Origin of the sequence: Mesorhizobium sp. M1143 (assembly GCF_040318435.1) — a bacterium.
In the GTDB taxonomy this organism is placed as follows: Bacteria; Pseudomonadota; Alphaproteobacteria; order Rhizobiales; family Rhizobiaceae; genus Mesorhizobium.
The window spans coordinates 23845-45806 of the sequence record NZ_JAMYMJ010000048.1 but is presented as its reverse complement, the minus strand read 5'-3'; the positions used below and the strand labels follow the sequence as shown (position 1 = coordinate 45806).

At 62.3% G+C, this 21962-nt stretch carries 21 protein-coding genes; 13 read left to right on the top strand and 8 right to left on the bottom strand.

Annotation, left to right across the window (positions count from 1 at the left end):
- The coding region (locus tag NKH35_RS25140; protein ID WP_352916747.1) for a cupin domain-containing protein at positions 1 to 201 on the top strand (201 nt) is incomplete at its 5' end.
- A gap of 21 nt (positions 202 to 222) precedes the next feature.
- Here NKH35_RS25140 and NKH35_RS25135 read toward each other — a convergent pair.
- From NKH35_RS25135 to NKH35_RS25125, 3 genes are all read right to left on the bottom strand, one after another.
- On the bottom strand, positions 223 to 960 hold the full coding sequence (locus NKH35_RS25135; RefSeq protein ID WP_352916745.1) for a transporter substrate-binding domain-containing protein: 738 nt from the start codon (positions 958 to 960) through the stop codon (positions 223 to 225).
- Positions 957 to 2204 (bottom strand): cytochrome P450, encoded by a 1248-nt coding sequence (locus NKH35_RS25130; protein ID WP_352916744.1) that lies wholly within the window; start codon positions 2202 to 2204, stop codon positions 957 to 959. The genes NKH35_RS25135 and NKH35_RS25130 overlap by 4 nt, the downstream gene beginning before the upstream one ends.
- Positions 2205 to 2311: 107 nt before the next feature.
- Positions 2312 to 2902, bottom strand: a complete 591-nt coding sequence (locus tag NKH35_RS25125; protein WP_352916742.1) for a hypothetical protein — start codon at positions 2900 to 2902, stop codon at positions 2312 to 2314.
- A 310-nt stretch (positions 2903 to 3212) separates the two neighbouring features.
- On the opposite strand from NKH35_RS25125, the gene clpP reads away from it, so the two are divergent.
- From clpP to NKH35_RS25105, 4 genes are all read left to right on the top strand, one after another.
- On the top strand, positions 3213 to 3842 hold the full coding sequence (gene clpP, locus NKH35_RS25120) for an ATP-dependent Clp endopeptidase proteolytic subunit ClpP (protein WP_023682306.1): 630 nt from the start codon (positions 3213 to 3215) through the stop codon (positions 3840 to 3842).
- Positions 3843 to 4137: 295 nt separating this feature from the next.
- Entirely contained in the window at positions 4138 to 5412 is a 1275-nt protein-coding gene (gene clpX / locus NKH35_RS25115) for an ATP-dependent Clp protease ATP-binding subunit ClpX (RefSeq protein WP_023682305.1), read from the top strand.
- A 273-nt stretch (positions 5413 to 5685) separates the two neighbouring features.
- Positions 5686 to 8097, top strand: coding sequence for an endopeptidase La (gene lon, locus NKH35_RS25110; RefSeq protein WP_023682304.1), 2412 nt, complete (start codon positions 5686 to 5688; stop codon positions 8095 to 8097).
- A 196-nt stretch (positions 8098 to 8293) separates the two neighbouring features.
- A complete protein-coding gene (locus tag NKH35_RS25105) occupies positions 8294 to 8566 on the top strand; it encodes an HU family DNA-binding protein (RefSeq protein ID WP_023669423.1) in 273 nt (90 codons plus the stop codon).
- A gap of 90 nt (positions 8567 to 8656) precedes the next feature.
- Here the strand turns inward: NKH35_RS25105 and NKH35_RS25100 are convergent, their stop codons facing one another.
- On the bottom strand, positions 8657 to 9679 hold the full coding sequence (locus NKH35_RS25100; protein WP_352511337.1) for an aldo/keto reductase: 1023 nt from the start codon (positions 9677 to 9679) through the stop codon (positions 8657 to 8659).
- A 184-nt stretch (positions 9680 to 9863) separates the two neighbouring features.
- On the opposite strand from NKH35_RS25100, the gene NKH35_RS25095 reads away from it, so the two are divergent.
- Together NKH35_RS25095 and NKH35_RS25090 are read left to right on the top strand one after the other, a co-directional pair.
- Positions 9864 to 10430, top strand: coding sequence for an SIS domain-containing protein (locus NKH35_RS25095; RefSeq protein WP_023689464.1), 567 nt, complete (start codon positions 9864 to 9866; stop codon positions 10428 to 10430).
- A 3-nt stretch (positions 10431 to 10433) separates the two neighbouring features.
- The gene (locus NKH35_RS25090) at positions 10434 to 11177 is read left to right on the top strand and encodes a creatininase family protein (protein ID WP_023689463.1); all 744 of its coding nucleotides are present in this window, start codon (positions 10434 to 10436) and stop codon (positions 11175 to 11177) included.
- Positions 11178 to 11410: 233 nt separating this feature from the next.
- Here NKH35_RS25090 and NKH35_RS25085 read toward each other — a convergent pair whose 3' ends face one another.
- The 3 genes from NKH35_RS25085 to NKH35_RS25075 form a co-directional block, all read right to left on the bottom strand.
- Positions 11411 to 12328, bottom strand: a complete 918-nt coding sequence (locus NKH35_RS25085) for a carbohydrate ABC transporter permease (protein WP_023669427.1) — start codon at positions 12326 to 12328, stop codon at positions 11411 to 11413.
- 9 nt (positions 12329 to 12337) lie between these two features.
- Positions 12338 to 13453: a carbohydrate ABC transporter permease gene (locus NKH35_RS25080; protein ID WP_023689462.1), complete on the bottom strand. Its 1116-nt coding sequence runs from the start codon at positions 13451 to 13453 to the stop codon at positions 12338 to 12340.
- 98 nt (positions 13454 to 13551) lie between these two features.
- A complete protein-coding gene (locus tag NKH35_RS25075; RefSeq protein ID WP_023669429.1) occupies positions 13552 to 15216 on the bottom strand; it encodes an ABC transporter substrate-binding protein in 1665 nt (554 codons plus the stop codon).
- Between the two features lie 273 nt (positions 15217 to 15489).
- Here NKH35_RS25075 and NKH35_RS25070 point away from each other — a divergent pair, with 273 nt between their 5' ends.
- From NKH35_RS25070 to NKH35_RS25050, 5 genes are all read left to right on the top strand, one after another.
- On the top strand, positions 15490 to 16542 hold the full coding sequence (locus NKH35_RS25070) for an ABC transporter ATP-binding protein (RefSeq protein ID WP_023711517.1): 1053 nt from the start codon (positions 15490 to 15492) through the stop codon (positions 16540 to 16542).
- Positions 16543 to 16584: 42 nt separating this feature from the next.
- Positions 16585 to 17037 (top strand): RbsD/FucU family protein, encoded by a 453-nt coding sequence (locus tag NKH35_RS25065; protein ID WP_023711516.1) that lies wholly within the window; start codon positions 16585 to 16587, stop codon positions 17035 to 17037.
- Positions 17038 to 17041: 4 nt separating this feature from the next.
- Entirely contained in the window at positions 17042 to 17971 is a 930-nt protein-coding gene (gene rbsK / locus NKH35_RS25060) for a ribokinase (protein WP_352916738.1), read from the top strand.
- Positions 17972 to 18202: 231 nt separating this feature from the next.
- A complete protein-coding gene (locus tag NKH35_RS25055) occupies positions 18203 to 19048 on the top strand; it encodes an alpha/beta fold hydrolase (RefSeq protein WP_245262720.1) in 846 nt (281 codons plus the stop codon).
- Between the two features lie 129 nt (positions 19049 to 19177).
- Positions 19178 to 19813, top strand: a complete 636-nt coding sequence (locus tag NKH35_RS25050) for an SGNH/GDSL hydrolase family protein (RefSeq protein ID WP_023689458.1) — start codon at positions 19178 to 19180, stop codon at positions 19811 to 19813.
- Positions 19814 to 19873: 60 nt separating this feature from the next.
- On the opposite strand, the gene NKH35_RS25045 is transcribed toward NKH35_RS25050, so the two are convergent.
- Positions 19874 to 20887, bottom strand: coding sequence for an NADP-dependent oxidoreductase (locus tag NKH35_RS25045; RefSeq protein ID WP_023689457.1), 1014 nt, complete (start codon positions 20885 to 20887; stop codon positions 19874 to 19876).
- A gap of 92 nt (positions 20888 to 20979) precedes the next feature.
- Between NKH35_RS25045 and NKH35_RS25040 the strand changes: the two genes are divergently transcribed.
- Positions 20980 to 21912 carry a LysR family transcriptional regulator gene (locus NKH35_RS25040; RefSeq protein WP_023689456.1) on the top strand — a complete coding sequence of 311 codons (933 nt, stop codon included), beginning with the start codon at positions 20980 to 20982 and terminating at the stop codon, positions 21910 to 21912.
- Positions 21913 to 21962: the final 50 nt, after the last annotated feature.

The window sequence follows — 21962 nt, the reverse complement described above, 5'->3', positions numbered from 1 at the left end:
CCACCACTCGTTGCGCGCTTGTCTGGTGGGCTGGGTTTTGTGTATAAGAGACAGAGCCTGTCGGGGGGCGGGGGGGTGGCGGTGGATGGCGGCGCGGCGCGCAGGGGGCGCGCCGGCGACAGCTTCGTGCTCAGGCCAGGCTTCAGGGGCAGTTGGGAAGTGCTTGAAACGACCCGCAAGGAGTATGTGATCAAGCTCTGACCGCTCGGTCGCGCTTGGACTTCACAAAAGCCGATCGATGTCAGTGTCGGAAAAGCCGTATCCGCTCATCATCTCCCTGTGCCAGGGACTTCCAAGCAAATCACTGAGACATAAATCGACGCGCTGGAGCAGGGTGGCACTGCCTTTGGCGAGAGCGAAAGCGCCGGGCGCTGGCTGTTTTTCGACTGCCGGGACGTCGACGACGTCGAGAGGCGCGTCGGGTCGCCGGCTCAGATAGCCGCGATGCGCGAGCGCTGCACTCGCATAGGCATGCACCACGCCGGCCGCGACGGCGTTAGCTGCTTCGGCCTGAGTGGCAAATATCCTTAGCCGTTCGGGCTGAATAGCGTTTTGCAGGGCCGTCCGGTGCTGGATCTGGCCCGATATGACGCCGATCAGCGCCGTCCGATCATTGGCGACGGACCGATAGCCATCGAAGGCGCGGGGATTGTCTTTCGCGACCAGCAATCCATTCGCCAGCATCCAGATCGGCCTTGTGAAGTCGACCAGCTTCCGGCGGTCGTCGGAAATGAACAGGCCGGTGGTTATGTCCCACCGATCTTCGGCAAACCCAGGCAGCAGCTCGGCAAACTCGGTCTCGATGGGCAAAAGTTCCAGCCCGAGCGTCAGGCAGGCCCTCTTGGCCAGTGGGCATCGCTGCCGCCCAGACGTCCCGATCCGTCGATAAAGCAGAAGGGTGGTTCCTGTAGAAAGGCGAATCTCATTTTCTCGGGCATGCGTCGGCTCCGCCGTCCTCACAAGCTCACAATGAGCTTTTCCAGCCCATGGAAATGATAGGTGTCGCGGAAGCGCGGCTGCTCCGCAAGATGGAGTTGCGGCTGCCGCTCGAACAGGGTTTTCAGCGACACCTGCAATTCGAGCCGCGCCAGCGGTGCACCGATGCAGAAATGGATACCGGCGCCGAACGAGACATTCTTCTGGTCCAGTCGGCCGGGCCGGAAGGCGCCGGGTTCGGCAAGGGCAAGCGGATCATGATTGGCCATGCCGAGCAGCAGGCCGACCGTCTCGCCCGGTTGTACGACAACCCCTGATGCCACCTCGACCTCCTGATAGGCGTAGCGGGTGAACATGTGCAGCGGCGCGTCGAAGCGCAGGCACTCCTCGACCGTCGCAGCGGTTGCTTCCGGCGAGGTGAAGAAACGGCCGGGGTCGCCGCCTTGCGCCAGCAACGTGCGCACGGCGTTGCCGGTTTGATGGACGGTCGCCTCGTGGCCGGCATTGAGCAAAAGGACGGCGGACGACACCAGTTCGTCCTCAGAAAGCTTCTGGCCATCCTCCTGCGCCGCGATCAGCAGCGACAGCAGGTCGTCGCCAGGCTTCTTGCGCCGCTCGGTGACATAGCCGCGCAAAAAGTCGGAAAAATCGCGCGCGGCGCGATTGGCCGCTTGCTCGGTCTCGCGCGTGCGGCCATGCATGTACATGGCCACCATCCGGTGCGACCAGTCGAGCAGTTGCGGCCCCATTTCGACCGGCACACCGAGCATTTCGGCGATGATGGTGATCGGCAAAGGCGCGGCGAAGCTGGGCAATAGATCGACCTGGCGCGGTTCGAAACGGTCGATCAGTTCATTGGCCAGCGCTTCGACGCGCGGTCTCAGCTGCTCTACCTGGCGCGAGACGAAGGCGCGGTTGACCAGGGTTCTGAGCCTGGTGTGCACCGGCGGCTCCAGCTCCAGCATCGAATTGGTCTCGATGCCGTCGAAGGCGATGAGGTGCGAGCGATCCTCGCCGATGCCGCGGCTGTCGGGAATGCCGGCCGGGTTCTGGCGGCCGAAGCGGCGGTCGCGCAACAGCCGGTTGACGTCGTCGAAGCCGCCAAAGCACCAAAAGCCGAATTCCTCCCAGAAGAAGGCATTCGATGCGCCATGCAGGAAGGCATAGGCGTCGTAGGGGTTCTGGAAAAACGCCGGTTCGTGCGGATCAAGCCGCAGGCGGCGCGTGGCTGGATCAAAGGCGAGGTAGGGCGGCATGGATGTGGTCATGCCAGACCATTAGCGCGGCTTGCCAGCTTGGTGCCAGACCGGATGTTGGCCCCCGACGGGCCTATGAATTGAGCCAACCGAGACGGACCTCGGCGAAGTACCGAAGTCTAATCCTGGCAATGCCTGGCAATATGCACGCGGCGCCAGCTGGTCGAGCCTTCCTGCACCACCACCCGGCGCGCCACCCTCTGGTATGACGGCGCTATCTGGGTGACGTGCCGCCGCTCGGGCCGCACCAGCACTTCATGGGCGACGCTTTCATATTCGGCCGGCAGCACAACCCGGCGTGTGCGCTCCGGTTCAAGCATCACCGTTTCGGCGACACGCGCGTAGCGGGCCTTGCGCCACACCTTGCACAGCACCTTGCGGCCCTGGATGACGCGCCATTCCCAGGCATAGCCGCCATCGTCGACCTGGACCGTGCGGTAAACGGTGCGGGTTCTCGCCGGTACGATGTCATAGGTGACTCGGGGCGGCGCGATCTGCTCGACGCGCTCCATGGTGCCATAGATCGGCGGATCATAGTCGACCAGCTGCCCGCCGGGACTGACCATGACGTCTTCATAGACGGTGTCATAGAGCGCCGGCCTGTGCACCGGCTCATAGCATTCGGCGGCCCGGCCGTCGGCAACCGCATCGGACACCATGCCGAGACCAGCAAGGCCGGAAATGGCGAGGCAAACAGTTTTCCTGATCATGGCACTCCCCCTGTTTGAACGCGAGAAGGTGAGGTTCAACGTTGAACTGTAGGGGATGGTTCTCCGGGGGAAAGCGGTTTCGCCGCGTTTCGTTAAGCGACGCGGTTAAGGAATTGCTACACCGCAAAAACGCCGTTGGCCGCGTTCGGACTTTCCCTTGCGCGGAAACCTTGATTCGACTTAACCAGATGGCTAGGAGAGGCGGCCTTGCGCTAGGGTGAGCCGGCATCCTATTTACATTCTAACCATCAAGAACCGATTCTGCCCGATTTCCCGGCGCCGGAATCCCCATCTCCAAAAAGGGTAGTCCATGAAGAACCCCGTCGAAACCTACATGAACCTCGTTCCGATGGTGGTCGAGCAGACCAATCGCGGCGAGCGGGCCTACGACATTTTCTCGCGCCTGCTGAAAGAGCGCATCATTTTCATCACCGGCCCGGTCGAAGACGGTATGGCGACGCTGGTTTGTGCACAGCTTTTGTTCCTCGAGGCCGAGAACCCGAAGAAAGAGATCAATCTCTACATCAACTCGCCGGGCGGCGTGGTGACCTCGGGCATGGCGATCTACGACACCATGCAGTTCATCAAGCCGGCAGTGTCGACGCTGTGCATCGGCCAGGCGGCGTCGATGGGCTCGCTGCTTCTGACCGCCGGCCACAAGGACATGCGTTTTGCCACGCCGAACGCCCGTATCATGGTTCACCAGCCTTCCGGCGGTTTCCAGGGCCAGGCCTCCGACATCGAGCGGCACGCGCAGGACATCATCAAGCTGAAGCGCCGCCTCAACGAGGTCTACGTCAAACACACCGGCAAGAGCTACGAAGACATTGAAAAGACGCTTGACCGCGACCATTTCATGACAGCCGACGAAGCCAAGGATTTCGGCCTCATCGACAAGGTCATTTCGTCGCGCGAGCCGGTCGAAGGCGCTGCGGCATAATCGCTGCATGGCAGTTGGGTGGCGGGATAACGCGCTTTTGCTGGGATTTGCGGCATTTCGGCCACAATTGGCTGTTCCCTCGGTGGATGGGATTGCCTACGTTAAGGCTATGTTGATTTTCGACGGCTTAGCTTTGTGCAGGGTTGGCGCGAATCATTGCGACGTTTTCTGATTTGTGTTTCGTACGGAATGCGTTGCGGGAGCCGGGACACTGGCGGCGGCGAATTCCCGCGATAGATAGAATATGCGCCCTTTCAGCCAGACCATCGGCGGGCGGCCATGAAAGGACAGGAAAATGAGCAAAGTCGGCAACAACAGCGGTGATTCGAAGAACACGCTTTATTGCTCGTTTTGCGGCAAAAGCCAGCACGAGGTGCGCAAGCTGATCGCCGGCCCAACGGTGTTCATCTGCGACGAGTGCGTCGAGCTATGCATGGACATCATCCGCGAGGAGAACAAGACCTCGATGGTGAAGTCGCGCGAGGGCGTGCCGACCCCGCAGGAGATCCTGAAGGTTCTTGACGACTATGTCATCGGCCAGCCCTACGCCAAGCGCGTGCTGTCGGTGGCGGTCCACAACCACTACAAGCGCCTCGCGCATGCCGGCAAGAACAACGACGTCGAATTGGCGAAGTCCAACATCCTGCTGATCGGCCCGACCGGCTGCGGCAAGACGCTGCTTGCCCAGACGCTGGCCCGCATCATCGACGTGCCCTTCACCATGGCCGACGCGACGACGCTGACCGAAGCCGGTTACGTCGGCGAGGACGTCGAAAACATCATCCTGAAGCTGCTGCAGTCGGCCGACTACAATGTCGAGCGCGCCCAGCGCGGCATCGTCTACATCGATGAAATCGACAAGATCTCGCGCAAGTCCGACAACCCATCGATCACCCGCGACGTGTCGGGCGAGGGTGTGCAGCAGGCGCTTCTGAAGATCATGGAAGGCACCGTTGCCTCCGTGCCGCCGCAGGGCGGCCGCAAGCATCCGCAGCAGGAGTTCCTGCAGGTCGACACCGCCAACATCCTGTTCATCTGCGGCGGCGCCTTCGCCGGGCTGGACAAGATCATCTCGGATCGCGGCAGGAAGACTTCCATCGGCTTCGGCGCCATCGTCGCTTCGCCCGAGGATCGCCGCACCGGTGACGTGTTCCGCCTGGTCGAGCCCGAGGATCTCTTGAAGTTCGGCCTCATCCCCGAGTTTGTCGGCCGTCTGCCGGTCCTGGCGACGCTGGAAGACCTCGACGAGCCGGCTCTGATCCAGATCCTGACCGAGCCGAAAAACGCGCTGGTCAAGCAGTATCAGCGGCTGTTCGAGATGGAAAGTGTCGACCTGACCTTCCATGAGAATGCGCTGTCGGCGATCGCCAAGCGCGCCATCGAGCGCAAGACCGGCGCCCGTGGCCTCCGCTCGATCATGGAAGCGATCCTGCTCGACACCATGTTCGAACTGCCCGCCCTGGAAGGCGTGCGCGAAGTGGTGATTTCGGAAGAAGTGGTGACCGGCAGCGCCCGGCCGCTCTACATCTATTCCGAGCAGAAGGAAAAGAAGGGCAACGTCAGCGCCTGATCTGGCATCTGGCCTAACCTTTTTATGGAACGGCGCCCGCGGGGCGCCGTTTTGCTGTGGTGAGGTACCGATCCTTGTGACGGAGTGGATGAACGAACGTGTCGACCCTTGATCTTTTCCCCTCGTGCATCCAACTAACATCGGAAGGCCGTGGTGCCGAATTCTGTGCTGTAAAACTCCCGTCACAAACGGTGGTAGGCGGAACGATCCTCGGTCGTTAATATGAGATTCGCGGTTGGCTCGATTAGCGGCCGCGACATGAAAGGTTGGACAATGGCCAAAATATCCAAGGCTCCCAGCGACGGCGTCTTCGCAGTCCTCCCACTGCGCGACATCGTGGTGTTCCCGCACATGATCGTTCCGCTCTTTGTCGGGCGTGAAAAGTCGATCAAGGCGCTGGAAGAGGTTATGGGTCAGGAAAAGCAGATCCTGCTTGCCACCCAGATGAATGCCGCCGATGACGATCCCGAGCCCGATGCGATCTTCGACATCGGCACGCTCGCCAATGTGCTGCAATTGCTGAAGCTGCCCGACGGCACCGTCAAGGTGCTGGTCGAAGGCGCGTCGCGTGCCAAGATCGTCTCGTTCACCGACCGTCCGGACTTCCACGAAGCTACCGCCACGGCGCTGGTCGAGCCGGAGGAGGAAGAGGTCGAGGTCGAGGCGCTCGCCCGTTCGGTCGTCACCGACTTCGAAAACTACGTCAAGCTGAACAAGAAGATCTCGCCTGAAGTGGTGGGCGCCGCCAGCCAGATCGACGACTATTCCAAGCTCGCCGATACGGTTGCTTCGCACCTCGCCATCAAGATCCCCGAGAAGCAGGAGATGCTGGCCACGCTGTCCGTCAAGGAACGGCTGGAAAAGGCGATGGGCTTCATGGAAGCCGAAATCTCCGTCCTGCAGGTGGAGAAGCGCATCCGCTCGCGCGTCAAGCGCCAGATGGAGAAGACGCAGCGCGAATATTACCTCAACGAGCAGATGAAGGCGATCCAGAAGGAGCTCGGCGAAGGCGAGGACGGCCGCGACGAGGCCGCCGAGATCGAGGCGCGCATCAAGAAGACCAAGCTCTCCAAGGAGGCCCGCGAAAAGGCGGAAGCCGAGTTGAAGAAGCTGCGGACGATGTCGCCGATGTCGGCGGAATCGACCGTCGTGCGCAACTACCTCGACTGGATCCTGTCGATCCCGTGGGGCAAGAACTCCAAGGTCAAGCAGGACCTGGCGTTTGCGCAGAACGTGCTCGACACCGATCATTTCGGCCTCGACAAGGTCAAGGACCGCATCGTCGAGTATCTCGCCGTGCAAAGCCGCCAGAAGAAGCTGAAGGGGCCGATCCTGTGCCTCGTCGGCCCTCCCGGCGTCGGCAAGACCTCACTCGGCAAGTCGATCGCCAAGGCGACCGGCCGCGAGTTCATCCGCATGGCGCTTGGCGGCGTGCGTGACGAGGCCGAGATCCGTGGCCACCGCCGCACCTATATCGGCTCGATGCCCGGCAAGGTCATCCAGTCGATGAAGAAGGCCAAGAAGTCCAACCCGCTCTTCCTGCTCGACGAGATCGACAAGATGGGCCAGGACTTCCGCGGCGATCCGTCATCGGCTTTGCTCGAGGTGCTCGATCCCGAGCAGAACTCGACGTTCATGGACCATTACCTCGAGGTCGAATACGACCTGTCGAGCGTGATGTTCGTGACGACGGCGAACACGCTGAACATCCCTGCGCCCCTGATGGACCGCATGGAGATCATCCGTATCGCCGGCTACACCGAGGACGAGAAGATCGAGATCGCCAAGCGTCACCTGATGCCCAAGGTGATCCGCGATCATGCCCTGCAGCCGAAGGAATTCTCCGTCGGCGAGGACGCGATCCGCGGCATCATCCAGACCTACACCCGTGAAGCGGGCGTCAGAAGCCTGGAGCGCGAGCTGATGAAGCTCGGGCGCAAGGCGGTGACCGAGATCCTGAAGACGAAGAAGAAGACGGTGAGCATCACGGCGGCGAACCTCGCCGATTACCTCGGTGTTCCGCGCTTCCGCTTCGGCCAGGTCGAGGCTGACGATCAGGTCGGTGTCGTCACCGGTCTTGCCTGGACGGAAGTCGGCGGCGAGCTGCTGACGGTCGAAGGCGTCATGATGCCCGGCAAGGGCCGCATGACGGTGACCGGCAATCTGCGCGACGTGATGAAGGAATCGATCTCGGCGGCGGCCTCTTATGTCCGCTCGCGGGCCATCGATTTCGGCATCGAGCCGCCGCTGTTCGACAAGCGTGACATCCACGTCCACTTGCCCGAAGGCGCCACGCCGAAGGACGGTCCGTCTGCAGGTGCTGCCATGGCGACGGCCATCGTATCTGTCATGACTGGTATTCCGGTCCGGGCCGATGTGGCGATGACTGGCGAGATAACGCTTCGCGGCCGCATCTTGCCGATCGGCGGCCTCAAGGAGAAACTGCTCGCCGCACTGCGCGGCGGCATCAAGAAGGTGCTGATCCCGGAAGACAACGCCAAGGATCTGGCGGAGATACCGGACAATGTGAAGAACGGTATGGAGATCATTCCGGTCTCACGTGTCGGCGAGGTTCTGAGGCACGCGCTGGTGCGCATGCCGGAGCCAATCGAGTGGGTCGAGCCAGTCAATCCGCCGGCTTCCACCGATACCGTTGACGATGCTGGAAAGTCGCTTGCACATTAGAAACTACTAAAGTTGCAGTGCACAAAGAGAGAGCCGGGCCTTGAGCCCGGCTTTTTCATGTGAAAAACCCACCATTTCCGGGCTTTTTTCAACTTTTTTCCGGCTTTTTGACTTGGGTTTGCGAGCGCTTCTTTCTAAAGTCCCTCTCCTGCCGGATGAGTCGAAAGTTCCGGTTTTCTCATGGAAGGGAATTTTTATGAACAAGAACGAACTGGTTTCCGCTGTCGCTGAATCCGCGAGCATTTCGAAGGGTGACGCACAGTCGGCGGTTGAGGCGGTGTTCTCCGTCATCACTGGCGAACTGAAGAAGGGCGGCGATGTACGGCTCGTCGGCTTCGGAAATTTCACCGTCTCCAAGCGTGCGGCATCGACTGGCCGCAACCCGCAGACTGGCGCGGAAGTGAAGATTCCGGCGCGTACCGTGCCGAAGTTCTCGGCCGGCAAAGGCCTCAAGGACGCGGTCAACTAAAAATTTTTCAGAGAATGTTGAAAAGCCGGGTTCGCCCGGCTTTTCTTTTGCCTCGATGGCGGCAGGCCGTCAGCCCGCTGAGGCGAGCCTTCAGCCCACCGGCGCATCCGCGCGCATCAGGCCTTCCTGCTTGAGGTCCGCCCACAGCGCCGCAGGCAGCTTGGCATCGAGCAGGGCGCGGTTGCTTTCGACTTCACTCGGCCGCTGGCCGCCGGGGATGACCGACACCACGGAAGGGTGCAGCAGCGGAAACTGCAGCGCCGCCTCGATCAGCCTGACGCCATGGCGCTGGCAGACGACCTCGATGCGCCCGACGCGATCCATGATGTCCCTTGGCGCCTCGGAGTAATTGTAATAGGCGCCTGGCTTCGGCCCGGTCGCCAGGATGCCGGAATTGTAAGGACCGCCGAGAACGATGCCGATGCCGCGTTGCTCACAGAGCGGCAGGAAGGTGGCAAGCGCTTCCTGTTCCAGCAGCGTGTAGCGCCCGGCCAGCAGGAACAGGTCGAAGTCGCCACGCTCCGCCAGCGTCTGGCAAACCTCCCATTCGTTGATGCCGCCGCCGAAGGCCTTGATCACGCCCTGGTCGCGCAGCGCAACCAGTCCGTTGTAGCCCGAGGCCATGAATTCCTCGATGCGCTGGTCTGACGCCTCCTTGCTGCCATGGGTGAAGATGTCGAGGTCATGGACGAAAAGGATGTCGATGCGGTCGACGCCAAGCCGTTCCAGCGACGCCTCGAACGAGCGCATGACGCCGTCGTAGCTGTAGTCGTAGACCTCCTTGCGCGTCGGTGTGTCGAAGAACTTGCCGATGCCGGTTCGTTCCTCCGGCGGGCAGGCGCGCAACAGGCGACCGACCTTGCTCGACAGCACATAATCGTCGCGCTTCCTGCCGCGCAGGAAGGCATTGAGCCGTGTTTCGGCAAGGCCCAGGCCATAGAGCGGCGCGGTGTCGTAGTAACGGCAGCCGGTCGCCCACGCCGCCTCCAGCGTGGCGTTGGCATCCGCGTCGGGGACGGCGCGGTAAAGGTTGCCGAGCGGCGCGCTGCCGAAGCCAAGCTCGGTGAAGTCGAGGCCGCCATTGCCGATGCGGTCGAAATGCCGTGTCTTCATGTCGTGCTGATTTCCTGGATTGATTGTCTGACATGACACTATCACGCCGCTGGCTCAGCAAAAGCCGCCATGGCCGTTGGACAGGCATTTTCGCGGTGATAGCATGAACAAAAACAAGCCTTTTTCCGAAAGCGCGCAACCCGAAATCACCGGCCACAAACCCAGCCGGACAGATGGGACTCTCATGACGAATGCCGGCTCGGATATGTTTTCGACCGCCCTGCAAGAGCTGGGCGCCGTACTGGCGCGCGTCGACGAAGCCGGCATCGACACCGCCTGCGAAACCCTGGCCCGCGCGCAAAAGATCGTCGTCTATGGCTGCGGCCGCGAGGCCTTGCAGCTCAAGGGTTTCGCCATGCGCCTCTATCACCTTGGCCTTGAGGTGTCGGTGGTCGGCGACATGAACACGCCACCGCTTCGCCCAGCCGATGTCTTCCTGGTCAGTTCCGGCCCGGGCGAGACGACGACGGTGCTTACCTTGATGCAAGTCGCCCGCCAGGCCGGCGCCACCGTGCTTTTGCTCACCGCCGAGGCAGGCAGTAGTGCGGTCGCGCTTGCCGACTTCACCTTGCTGATCCCGGCGCAGACCATGGCGCGTGACCAGGGGCCACAAAAGACATCGCTGCTGCCGATGGGCTCGGTCTTCGAAGGGGCGCTGTTCCTGCTGTTCGAGGTGATGGTGCTGAAGCTCAAGGCGCTGACCGGCCAGTCGTCCGAGGCCATGCGCACCCGCCACACCAACATGGAATAGATCATGCGCTACGAACTGATGTTGCCGCACCAGATCCGCAAGGCGATCGCCGAGAACTGGCCGGTCGCTCTCCCGCTCGGCGTGCTCGAATATCACGGCGAGCACATGGCTGTCGGCATGGACACGCTGGCCGTCGTCAAGACGCTGGAGCTCTACGAGAAGGAGGCCGACATCGTCATCCTGCCGGCTTTCTACTACGGTGCGGCGAGCTATGTGGTGGCAGCACCCGAAGGCAACGGCTCGGTGCAGGTCGGCGGCAACCAGCTGGCGCCGTTCGCCGAAGAATTGTTCTACAGCCTGCTGCGCATCGGCTTTCGTAACATCAACGCCATCATCCACCACCAGACCGAGAACTTTGCCGCCGGCATGCCGACCGATCTCGCCTTCAAGGCCGCCGGCCGCCAGGCGATTTTCCGCTTCCTCGAGAAGCAGCGCGGCGAGGGCTGGTGGGGCTCAGACGAGATGGCCGATTATTATGCCGGGCACGCCGCCGGCGAGAATTTCTTCAACTGGGTGCAGGTGCACCCGCTAATGTCGGCTGCCATGAACGGGAAGTATCCGTTCGATCACGCCGGTGTTGGCGAGACATCATTGATGCTGGCACTGTGTCCGGAAGCGGTCGATGCCGGGCGTTTTGGCGAGAATACCGCGTGGTATACGGCCAGTGCGCCGGAGGCCTCGGCGGAGCTAGGGCAGAAGGGCGTCGCGATGATCATGGATCACCTGAGGGCGATATTGGGGCGCTAGCAGACAAAGTCGCTCTGTAGCGATCCTTCACACCCCCTCTGTCCTGCCGGACATCTCCCCCGCAAGGGGGGAGATCAGATGTCATTTCCGCTTTCGCCAATCACCTACGTCGCAAGAAAAGCGATGCAGCCAAAGCTGCCGATCTCCCTCCTTGCGGGGGAGATGGCCGGCAGGCCAGAGGGGGGGTGCTGTCCCGCCGAGGTCAACAGTAGAGGGGCACGCCGCCTCTCGCCCTACTTCACCGCGCCCGCCGTCATGCCCATGATCAGATACCGCTCAAGCGCAATCCCGATGACCGCCAGCGGTGCGATCGCGGCGGTGGCAAGCGCCGCCATCGACCACCAGTTGATGCCTTGCGAGCCGGTCTGGCTCGCCACCATGACCGGGATGGTCTTGGCGTCGGTCGAGGTCAGCAGCGCGGCGAAAAAATACTCGTTCCAGCACAGCACCATCGCCAGGATGAAAGCGGCGACCATGCCCGGCAGCGCAATCGGCATGACGATGCGGAAAAAAGCGCCCCAGATCGAGAGGCCGTCGACCAGCGCTGCCTCCTCGAGCTCGACCGGGATCGAGTTGAACTGGTCGCGCATGATCCAGATGACGATCGGCAGCACCATCAGCGTGTAGAGCAGGATCAGGCCGATGCGTGTGTCGAGCAGACCGACTTCCCGGTAGAGCACCAGGAAGGGCAGGGCCAGCACCACCGGCGGCAGGATCAGCTGCGACAGGAAGAAGAAGGAGATGTCCTCGTTCTTGAACCAGGCGAACTGATAGCGGTAGCGGGTCAGCCCATAGGCGGCGAGGCTGCCGATGACGATGGCGAGGCTCGACGCGCCGACCGAGGTGATGACCGAATTCATGAAGCGCTTGAAAAACTCCTCGCGCACCGTCGAGGTCTGGAAGATCGAATCCGGCGACAGGCCGAGCGAGCGCCAGCCCTTCCAGTCCGGCTGGAAGTCGACGAACGGGATGAGGTGTCCTTGCGTGACGTCGACCGCGGTCTTGAACGAGGTGGTGATGGTCCAGTAGATCGGGAACAGGCAGATGAAGGCCCAGAACGCCAGCGCGCCATAGATGAAGATGCGATTGGCCAGAAAACCCAGCGGCGAGCGGATTTCCGAGGCAGCATAGTCGGTGGTCTGGACGCTCATTGTGCCTCGTCAGTTCACGTTGCGCACGAAGCGATTGGCGAATTTCAACAGCCAGGTCACGAACACGACGATGATGACGAGATAGGCCATCGCCAGCATGGTGCCGTAGCCGACATTCGAGCGGTCGCGGTATTCGCGGTAGATGAAGCTCGACACCGAATCGGTGGCGCCGCCAGGCCCGCCGGAGGTCACGGTGATGATGATGTCGGCGAGCTTCAACTTGAAGATGATGCGCAGGATCACCGCCGTGACCGACACCGGCAGCATCAGCGGGAAGGTGACCTGCCAGAAAGTCTGCCAGGGCGTGGCGCCATCGACGCGCGCCGCTTCCAGCACGTCGCGCGACATCGCCTGCAGGCCGGCAAGCAGCATGATCATCATGAACGGGATGAAGGTCCAGGCGTCGAGCACCATGATCGAGATGCGGGCGGTGATCGGGTTGGAGAAGAAGGCGGGGTTCTCCCAGCCGAGATGGCGCGCCAGCGTCGCCGCCGGCCCGAAACGGTACTCCATCAGCGATTTGCCGATCATCCAGGATACCGCGACCGGCGACAGCATCAGCGGCATCAGGAAGACGACTCGGAAGAATTTGCGCGCCCGGATCTGCGCGTTGAGCAGCAGCGCCAGGCCGAAGGCAATCACATACTCAACCAGCACGGCGAGCACATAAAGCACCATGTTGAACAGCGCGTTGCGGTAGTAGGGATCGGCCAGCATCTGCCAGAAATTGTCGAGCCCGTTGAACTTGCGGCCGGAAAAGGACGACAGGTTCCAGTCGGTCAGCGCGATATAGAAGCCGAACAGCGTCGGGAAGATCACCATGGCGATGGTGAACAGCAGCGCCGGCAGCAGGAACAGCGCGCGCTGGCCGTCCTCGCCGCGCGTCAGCACCTGGCCGATGCCGAGCGCCACGCCCCACAGAACATAGGCGTAGACGATCGGACGCCAGGTCTCGAAGCCGAGCGTGGTGATCTCGTTCTTGTAGAGGATCTCAAACGCGATCACCGCCAGCAGGCCAAGCGTGGCGGCCGCCATCAGGGCAAAACCCGCCCGCTTGCGGGCCGGCGAGATCAGATCGGCTGGGCCGGCGTTGGCCGGCCATGCATTGGTGGTCTGGTCTGCCACGCGTCCCCGTCCGTTTAAAAAATCAAGCCTGCGACCGGCCCGAGCCGGTCAGGTCCGGCGGCTTGCACCGCCGGACCTGTTGTCACGATAGGATCAGCCTACACGCCGAGCGAGGCCTTGTAGAGCTTGATCTGGTTTTCGCGGCCGATCTGGTCGGTCAGCTTCTCCCAGGCCGCGGCAATGGCGTCGGCGCCTTCCTGCGCCTTCATCTTGCCGGCGAATGTGTTGGCCAGAATGTCCTCGGCAGCCGAATAATACTGGAAGATGCCGGGGATGCGCGGCTCGATCGCCGCGTTCGGATGGTTGTAGCTGTCGGCTTCCGACTTCAGATACGAGGTGATGAACGCCTCGTCGTAGCCTGCCGCCACCCATTCGGGAATGTCGAAATGCGAGTTGCGGTAGGGCTGGAAGCCGGACGGATACATCGCCGTCCAGATTGACAGGTCCTTGCCGCCGAGATGAGCGGCGGCCGACCATGCCGCTTTTTTCTTCTTTTCGTCAGTATCGACGCGGGCCATGACGTAGACGCCCCAGCCGAGATAGGCGCAGTTCGGCGCATAGTTCGGGCCGCTGGCGAGTTTGTCCCAAGCGCCGGTCTTGGCATTGTAGACGTCGTCGGACCCCGGCAGGATCGAGAAGCCGGTGACGTCGCCGATGACCGAGCTATCATTGGTCTTGACGTTGGAGCCGACGTCGCCCCACCAGGTGACCATCGAACCGGTGCCGGCCAGGAACTGCTGGAAGGCTGTCGTGTTCGGGTCGGCGTTGATCTGGTCGGCGGGCTCCGACGGCAGCGCGTCGATGACGTCCTGGATGGCGCGCACCCAGGCCGGATTGTTGATGCGCGGCTTCATCGTGTCGGCATCGAACAGCCAGGCCTTGTCGTCGGGATGCTTGGCATAGGCGGTGGCGCGGCTGCCGAGGAAGTAGAAGCCGAAACCGCCCCAGGCCTTGGGCGCATCGAGATAGCCGAAGACGTCCTGATCCTTGAACTTCTTGCCCTTGAGGAATTTTGTGACGGCCTGGACTTCCTGCCAGGTCTTCGGCACACCCCATTCGGTGGCCGCGCCGCCGTCCTTCCACGCCTTGGCGAGGTCGGCATCGGCAAAAACGTCGGTGCGGTAATTGAAGTTGTGCGCATCGCCATCGACGGTGATCCGGTACTGCTTGCCGTCCCAGGTGCCGACCGGCGGCTGCAGATAGGCCACGACATCCTTCATGTCGATCTGCTCTTTGACCCAGTCGGGCATCTCGGACGTCAGGCCCTTGCCGCAGACATCGCCTTCGAAGGGCGCGCCCATCTCGATGATGTCGAAGTCGACGGTGCCGGTGGCGATCGACTGCTGCAGGCGGGCATTGTAGTCGGCCTGCGCCAGGTCGATCCAGCTGATCTTGGCGCCGGTATAGGCCTCCCACGGCTTCAGGAAGCCGCGGAACAGCACATTGTGCAGGTTCTGGTTGTTGAGGCCCATGAAGGTGAGCTCGACGCCGGCGAATTCGCCTTCCTTGACGTTGGCCTTGGTGGCTTCCAGGCAGAGTTCGCCGACCTTCTGGAAATCGGCATCCGTCGGCTGACCCTTGCCGACGCCGGGGATCTGCAGAATTTTGGAGCGTAGCTCGCTGGCGGCTTCAGCCGGGCGGGTGAAAGCGCCGAGCCCAGCGCCCGATGCGGCGGCGATCGCGGCCATCGAGGCCGCGCCCTTGAGTATGTCACGCCGGGTGGCACCCGCGCGGACGAGTTTTTCGTACAGACCGACTCTCATCTATTCCTCCCAGAACAACAGTCGTGAATTAAAATGCCAATCCCTCCGACGCCGAAACGTCGGCGGTTCTCCTTTATCATACGGGGACGTGGGACCCCACCCTGCGTCGCCTGGAGCTCCGATTTTCGGATAAAAATCCGACTGCCGGATTGGCAACAGCTAATATTTGCGTAATCGATTACCTTGTCAACACGAATGGCTTTTTATCGATAACATACCGACTTGCCCTTGCCGTTGGCAATGGCTAGCTTCACCGCGAGAAAAGGGGGGACGATGGCTCAAGTCGCGATCAGCAATGTGGCCAAGGCGTTCGGAACCGTCAAGGTCCTGCACGAGGTCAGCGTCGATATCGCCGATGGCCAGTTCGTGGTGTTGGTCGGCCCGTCGGGCTGCGGCAAGTCCACGCTGCTCAGGATGGTGGCCGGGCTGGAGACCGTCTCCGGCGGCACGATCGCCATTGGCGAGCGCATCGTCAACAATCTGCCGCCGGCCAAGCGCGACATCGCCATGGTGTTCCAGAACTACGCGCTCTATCCGCACAAGACGGTGGAGCAGAACATGGCGTTTGCGCTGAAGCTGCGCAAGACCGATCCAGCCGTGGTCGCCGAGCGGGTCAAGCGCGCCGCCGACATTCTCGACCTCAATCCGTACCTGAAACGTTATCCGCGCCAGCTATCCGGCGGCCAGCGCCAGCGCGTCGCCATGGGCCGCGCCATCGTGCGCAATCCGCAGGTCTTCCTGTTCGACGAGCCGCTCTCCAATCTCGACGCCAAGCTGCGCGTGCAGATGCGCACCGAGATCAAGGAACTGCACCAGCGGCTGAAGACCACCACCATCTACGTCACCCACGACCAGATCGAGGCCATGACCATGGCCGACAAGATCGTCGTCATGCGCGATGGCCGTATCGAGCAGGTCGGCGCGCCATTGGAATTGTTCGACCGGCCGGCCAATCTGTTTGTCGCCGGCTTCATCGGCTCGCCGTCGATGAACCTGCTCAAGGGCGTGGTGCGCAAGGGCGACAAGGTCGAGATAGCGGGCACGCTGTTCCCGATCGCGGCCGGCAGCGCCGCCAAGGAGGGCCAGGCCGTGGTCTATGGCGTGCGGCCCGAGCATCTCGAAATCCATGCCGACGGCGTGCCAGCAAAGATCTCGGTGGTCGAGCCGACCGGTTCCGAAACGCTGGTCTTCGTGCGTTTCGGCGAGGGCGAGATGGTGGCGCTGTTTCGCGAGCGCCACGACTTCAAGCCCGGCGACACGCTCAATCTCAAGCCGCGCCTCGACCAGGTCCATCTCTTCGACGCCGAGACCGGCAACCGGCTCTGATTTCCAATCGACTTTGACCAAACCTGTTTGACGAGGACTGCCATGCTCAAAGGGATCAACCCATTGCTCAATGCCGATGTGCTCCAGGCGCTCAGGGCAATGGGACACGGCGACGATCTGGTCATCGCCGACACCAATTTCCCCGCCGATTCGGTGGCAAAGCAGACCGTGCTCGGCAAGCTGCTGCACATCGACGCCTCGGCGGCCGATGTGGTCAAGGCGGTGCTGTCGCTCTATCCGCTGGACACTTTCGTCGACGATGCGGCCGCGCGCATGGAGATCGTCGGCAAGCCGGACGAGATCCCGCCGGTGCAAAAAGAGGTGCAGAAGGAGATCGACAAGGCGGAAGGCAAGGCCTGGCCGATGATCTCGGTCGAGCGCTACGCCTTCTACGAGCGCGCCAAGAAAGCCTATTGCGTCATCCAGACCGGCGAGCGCCGCTTCTATGGCTGCTTCGCCTTTCGCAAGGGCGTCGTGCCGCCGGACGCCGAGTAGGGCCATGGCGTCGGGCAAACCTGTCGTCATTCTGGGCGTTTTCGTCGCCGACACCGCTTACCGGGCCAATCGACAGCCGCGCATGGGTGAAACCATTCTTGGTAATTCCTTCAAGCTGGGACCTGGCGGCAAGGGCTCGAACCAGGCGGTGGCGGCAGGCAAGCTCGGCGCCGACATCACTTTCCTGACCCGGCTTGGCGTCGATGCTTTCGCCGACATGGCCAAGGCGACCTGGGCAGAGGCGGGCGTGAAATCCGCCGTCATCGACACGCCGCAAAGCTATACCGGCGCGGCCTATATCTTCATCGAGGAGACGACCGGCAACAACGCCATCATCGTCAGCCCGGGTGCGGCGATGCTGATCTCGTCTGAAGACATCGAGGCCAATGCCGGCCTGATCCGTGGAGCCGGCGTCTTCGTCACCCAGCTCGAACAGCCGATCGACGCGGCACTGCGCGCACTCGAAATCGCGCGCGGTGCAGGGGTGACCACCATCCTCAATCCGGCGCCGGCGGCCAAGCTGCCGGACCGCATCTATACGCTTTGCGACTATGTCACCCCCAACGAGACCGAGGCCGAAGAGCTGACCGGCATCAAGGTTTCTTCGATCGACGAGGCTCGCCGCGCCGCCGACAGCCTGCTCAAAAAGGGCGTCGGCTCGGTCATCATCACGCTCGGCGAAAAAGGCGCGCTGCTGCACACGGCCGCTCGGTCCGACCATGTTCCCGTGGTCAGTGCCGGTCCGGTGGTCGAAACCACCGGCGCGGGCGATGCCTTCAATGGCGGCCTGGCCGCCGCACTCGCCAAAGGCGTGGAGCCGCTGCAAGCCGTCCGCTTCGCCTGCGCCGTCGCCGGCATTTCGGTGACAAGGCCGGGTACGGCGCCATCCATGCCGACGCTGCATGAGGTCGAGGCGCTGCTGGCCGAGGGGTGAGGTCGTTGCGGGAGAGATCGAGTTCAGATCCGACCGGATCTGAACTGCCTCATGCAAGACCATGATTCTAGACGATTATGTCACATTTCTCCTGAGGAGAAATGGCGCGAGTGACGGGGCTCGAACCCGCGACCTCCGGCGTGACAGGCCGGCGAAAACGCCTGATTCATCAACGAATGGTTTCAATTCCTCACGCTCTCGAATTTGCGGGAAAAAGCGCGAAATTGAAACTTGCTTATCAGAACTCCTCGTCAACTCCGCGAGATGTTAACTCTGATCGACGCCGCCGCTGCTGCCAGCCTAGCGGCTGGACCGGGACAGACTGCTCCCGGCGACTTCTGGATCGGCTGGAGACGGCAGATCGATGCGCTCGCTTCCGCCGGATTCCGGGTCATCGTCCCCGACCAGAGGGGCTACAACACCAGTGACAAGCCGAAAGCCATCCGTGAATACACGCTCCCCAAGCTCGTCGGCGATGTCGTTGCCATCGCCGACGCGCTCGGCATCGGAAGGTTTCACCTCGTCGGTCATGACTGGGGCGGTATCGTCGCCTGGGCGGCAGGCGCAAAGCTGCCGCACCGTCTGGAAAGGCTCGTCATCCTGAACGCGCCCCATCCCGAGGTGCTGCTTGCCCATTCCTTGCGATCTCCGACCCAGTTCCTGCGGAGCAGCTATGCGGCCTTCTTCCAGTTCCCCTTGCTGCCGGAGGCTGTTCTGGGAGCAGGGCACTCGGCTCTGCTGGCACGGGCGCTCATCAAATCCAGCCGAACAGATGCCTTCACGGCGGAGGAAATCGCAGAGTATCGGCAGGCCTGGGAACGGCCGGGGGCGCTGACCGGCATGCTCAACTGGTATCGGGCGCTGCGCTTCCGCCCAAGCCTGAAGCAGCGGATCAGGACACCGACCCTTGTACTGTGGGGGATGCAGGACCAAGCTCTGGAATATGGCCTGGCCGAGCGCAGTCTGGCCTTTTGCAACGATCGGGGCCTGCAGACGTTCGAGAAGGCAACGCATTGGGTACAGCGCGAAGAGGCCAGCGCGGTGAATGCCGCGCTTCTGGCGTTCCTGGACGGCTGAGATGCCGTTCCGTTCTGCAGGTGGCCTGACTCGCCGTGATCTCCTGACCGTGCTCGCTGCCGCGGTCACAACCCACCACCTTACCTCCTCTGCTGATGCAGCATTGCAGAGGCCTCAACGGAGCATCCGATGCCACACGTCGTCCTTCTCGGGGATTCGATCTTTGACAACGCTGCCTATGTCGCGCACGGGCCCGACGTAGTGCGGCAGCTGCGGGAGCGCTTGCCGGAGGGGTGGCGTGCAACGCTAAACGCCGTCGACGGCGCCGTCACAAGCGGCGTCGAGCGGCAGCTTGAACGGCTCCCCCAGGATGCTAGCCATCTTGTCGTCAGCGTCGGTGGCAATGATGCTCTTCGTCATGCAGGGATTCTGGAGCAGGGGGCCTGTTCTGTGGCCGAGGTTCTGGACAGGATCAGCGATATCCGGGAGGAATTCGAGCACGACTACTGTACGATGCTCGAGGGGGCGCTGGGCCAAAACCTACCCACCGCTGTCTGCACGATCTACGAGGCGCGCTTTCCCGACCCACAGCGTCGTAGACTTGCCGCAACTGCCCTGACGGTCCTCAACGACGTCATCACCCGGGCGGCGTTCTCGCGCGGTTTGCCGCTCGTCGACCTGCGCTTGGTATCGAATGAGGACGCGGACTTCGCCAATCCTATCGAACCGTCAGCGCAAGGCGGCGCGAAGATCGCGGCAGCCATCGCGGCACTTGTAGTCGAGCACGATTTAGCCGGACGTCGGTCGGTGGTCTTCGTCGGCTGAACGGCGTAATCCCGCCCGACCGTCTGCACTCCCGATGGTCGGGCGACTGAAAGCAACAATTCAGACGGCCAGCACGATCTTGCCTTGAATACTGCCGTCGGCGGCGCGCTCATGCGCGCGCGATGCCTCGGCCAGCGGGAATGTGCTGTCGATGACGACGCGCACAATGCCGTCGTCGAGCAGGCGGGCGGCTTTTGCCAACTGCGCGCCATTGGATCGAACCTGTGTGGATGAGACCGTGATCCCCAGCCTCTCTGTCTCCTCGTGACCAGCGAAGCCCAGCGGGTTGACCAGGAACAGTGCGCCGCCCGGCTTCAGAACCTGGAAGAACCGCTCCATGTTCGCGCCGCCCACCGCGTCGAGGACAAGGTCGACGTCTCGGACGACATCTTCCGCCGCGGTTGTCTTGTAGTGGATGAACTGATCCACGCCGAGATCGCGCATCAGCGCCTCGTTCTTGGCCGATGCCACCGCGATGACGCGAGCGCCCCGCCATTTCGCCAACTGGACGGCCAGATGCCCGACACCGCCTCCGGCACCATTGATGAGCACCGTCTTGCCGTCGAGGGGCACCGGCTCATGCGGTAAGGGCTGGAACGGATTCGGCTCGTCGTGGCCAAGTTCGATCAAGAACTGCCATGCCGTCAGAAGCGACATCGGCGCACCAGCCGCATGAATATGGTCGATGCCGGCTGGTTTCAACGCAACATGCGATGCCGGCACACTGACATAATGCGCGTAGGCATTGCTACCCGTCATCAAGTTATCGGGGAAGCGAACCATTGCGTAGACCTCGTCACCGATGCTGAACTCAGCGACGTCAGCGCCAATCGCTTCAATGACGCCCGACACGTCCGTGCCGAGAATCAGTGGGAAGGACGCGTTGGGTCGCCATTCTGGCGGCAGTGCGCGATAGCCATCCCGCAGATACCAGTCGGGCGGATTAAGCCCGGCCGCCTGGACTCGGACAAGCACCTCGCCGGGCTTCACACCCGGCCTAGGCGCGTCTTCGTACACCAGCATCTCGGGACCACCGAATGCGTGCAGACGGACTGCCTTCATCTTATCGCTCATTGGTGAAATCTCCGCTCATCCATGTCATTGGAGCGAATCTAGCGGCATGACCGCCGGTTGATAATCGGTGCCGATGGCGGTTAAGTAATGCCATGGCGGAACATATCACTTTGGATCGGCTCACCGGCATCATCGCCTTCGCGCGTGCGGGATCGCTGGGCAGCTACACGGCAGCGGCGCGCGCGCTGTCGATTTCCCCGTCGGCGGTCAGCAAGAGCGTCCAGCGGCTCGAGCGGCATTTAGGAGTGTCGCTGTTTACCCGTACAACGCGCTCGCTCACCTTCACGCCCGAAGGGCGCGACCTGCATGAGCGCGCGCTGCGTCTGCTACGCGAGGCGGAGGAAATAGAGCAGGCGGCAATGACCGCGCGCTCCGAACCATCGGGCACGTTGCGCGTGGCCGCGTCGCTGCCGATCGGACTCCATCTGATCGCTCCGGCTTTACCGGCTTTCCGTCGGCTCCATCCGAACCTGATCGTCGATCTCAGGCTGGGTGACCAGATGGTGGACATGATCGAGGAAGGGATCGATGTCGCCATACGCATCGGTGATCTGGCTGACACCCGGCTACTATCACGCAAGCTCGCACCCCATCGGCTTTGCTGCTTCGCCTCGCCAGCCTATCTCGAGGAACGCGGCACACCGACCCATCCCGATCACCTGGAAGGGCACGACACCGTCAACCTTCGATATCAGAGCACAGGCCAGGCCTTTCGCTGGCCCTTCCGGATTGGCGACCGTGAAATCGAGATCGTGCCCAATTCCGGTGTGGTCGCCGATGCCAGCGATGCCGTGCTCATCATGCTGGCAGCCGGCGGTGGGATAGGCATAGGCGCCTCCTTCATGGCTGCTCCCTATGTGAAGCGCGGCGAACTGGTCCCAGTGCTGTCCACGTTCGCGGTCGAGCGAAACAATGTCACCGTGCTCTGGCCGGCAAGCCGACGCGCCAACCCCGCCGTGCGCGCCTTTCTGACCATGCTCGACGCCGCTTTCACTCTGCGAATGGCAGCTTCAAGCATCGACTGATCTGGCGCGGAAGGGTCGCTAAAGGGCGAAAGCGGTCAATCACTGCTGAT